This is a genomic window from Arthrobacter sp. P1_B4 (assembly GCF_056406555.1).
Window position 1 is genome coordinate 1 of sequence record NZ_JBFTZW010000184.1, and the last position, 2,021, is coordinate 2,021.

3 protein-coding genes are annotated in these 2,021 nt (G+C 67.0%); all 3 read right to left on the reverse strand.

All coding sequences use genetic code 11. From position 1 onward, the window contains the following. Positions 1–1,035 (reverse strand): AMP-binding protein (locus AC1D1W_RS20585; protein WP_476944686.1); only part of this gene is annotated, 1,035 nt, incomplete at its 3' end. After that, positions 1,032–1,640: a cupin domain-containing protein gene (locus AC1D1W_RS20590; protein WP_476858218.1), complete on the reverse strand. Its 609-nt coding sequence runs from the start codon at positions 1,638–1,640 to the stop codon at positions 1,032–1,034. The genes AC1D1W_RS20590 and AC1D1W_RS20585, both read right to left, overlap by 4 nt. Beyond that, positions 1,640–2,021 (reverse strand): fumarylacetoacetate hydrolase family protein (locus AC1D1W_RS20595; RefSeq protein WP_476944687.1); only part of this gene is annotated, 382 nt, incomplete at its 5' end. The genes AC1D1W_RS20590 and AC1D1W_RS20595, both read right to left, overlap by 1 nt.

Below are 2,021 nucleotides of genomic sequence, written 5' to 3' on the forward strand. Positions count from 1 at the left end.
GAAGGTGGGGTTTCCGTCTACGAGCACCGCCGTCGCCCCCACCCCCAGTGCGGAGACGAGTGCGTTCCACAGCACCCAGCTCGTCGAGGCCACGTTGAGATAGCGGTCCCCGGGCCGCAGGTCGGAGTGGATGAGGAGCATCTTCATTTCCTCAAGAAGCGCCCCGCCGTGCCCGTGCACGATGCCCTTGGGAATGCCCGTTGTCCCGGAGGAGAACAGGACCCACAGCGGGTGGCTGAACTCGACGTCCTCGAAGACGAGCTCCGCCGGTTCGGCCACGGCCTGGGCCCAGTCCACGGCCGGAACCCGGGTTGGGACACTCGGGACAGATGTATGCCGCCCCACCCAGATGATGTGCTCGAGGGTGGGAAGTTGAGCGAAGATCTCCCCCAGCTCCCCACGGCGGTCCCGGTCTTTCCCGCCGAGCCGGTAGCCCGGCGCGGCGATGACGACCTTTGGACCGAGCTGGGCGAACCGCGAAACGATCGCACCCGGGCCGAACTCGGGGGCGCAGACGGACCAAATAGCACCGATAGTGGCAGTGGCGAGCAGCCCGACGACGGCTTCGGCAACATTCGGAAGGATTCCGACGACCCGGTCCCCGTGGCCCACCCCGCGGTCCCGAAGGTGCGCGGCGAGGGATGCCACCTCGCGCCTCAGCGCGTCCCAGGTGACCTCTTCGCGCGTCCCGTCCTCGGCGATGCCCACCAGCGCAATTCCTTCGTGACCCTGCAGAAGGTGCCGGGCGAAATTGAGGGTGCGTCCCGGAAACCACCGCGTGTGCGGCATGGCGTCAGTGGTGCAGACCGGTCCTGCCGTACCGCCGAACTCGACTCCCGCAAACCGGGCAAAGAGTTCCCAGAACTGTTCCGGCTCATCCACCGACCACTGCCAGAGCTCGTCGTAGCCTGCACTGACATCAATGCCTTGCCGGCCCAGGAAGGCGGCGAATTGCCCGATGCCGGTCTCCGCGCTGCGTTCGAGGTCGGGCTCCCAGATCACTTCGCCGTCTGCGGCGTGGGCGTTGAGGATCATGCGCTCTCCAAGGGCCGGGAAGCTTCCCTGCGTCTCTCGGCGATCTGGGATGCTGTGAGGGGCTCGGTTCCGATCAGCACAAAAAGGACCCTGGCCGTGCGGTCGGTGCGATTGGACCACGCGTGGCTGGTGGCGCGTTGCACGGCCACGTCGCCGGCGCGCATGGTTGCCTCACCCTCGTCGACCAGCAGCGTGATCTCGCCCTCGAGCACGACAGCGTAGTCCAGCGAGTCGGTGCGATGGAACCAGAAGTGCTTGGAGCCGCTGTGCTCGGCGCCTGCTTCGGCCTCGTCGTGCCCGTCGAGCTCGCTAAAGATCACCGAACCCGCCTCGTCCGGATAGACGGCGTCCGGCGGGAAGTCTGCAATGCGCAGGATCGTCTCGCCGGCAGCGGGGAAGCTGGGAATCTCGGCGTCGGCCGCGGCCGGGTCCGCGTCGGTGACGTGGTCGATGCGTCCGGCCGCGGTCAGCCAGGGCACGGTGGCACCGAATCCCGGAATCACTTCCGAGGACCAGTGGTTGGGCGCGGCACCGTCCGAGAGGATGATGGCGCGTCCCTGGTCGTCGTGCCCGGTGACGATGCGGCGTACTGGGGGGCGGGTCATCAGACCACCCATTCTTCGTGCGGGTAGGTGCGCGGCTCGGGCCACCAGGGAGCCTTCTGGCGTTCGGTGGAGATCGGTGTGCGCAACGTRCCGACGCCTTCGAGCTCGAGTTCAATGACGTCGCCGGGCTTCAGGAACTTTCCGATTTCAACGCCGGCGCCGAAGCCCATCGTGCCCGATCCAATGATGTCGCCCGGCTGCAGGCGGTCGGAGATCGAGACGTAGGCCAGCAGCTCTGCGGGGGTGTAGACAAAGTCCTCGACCTTGGTGTCGGAGAGCACCTCCCCGTTGACGCGGACCTGGCCGCGCAGTCCCTCGATGGAATCGATTTCGTCCATGGTGGTGACCCAGGGGCCGATGCCGTAGCCGAAGTCCTTGCAC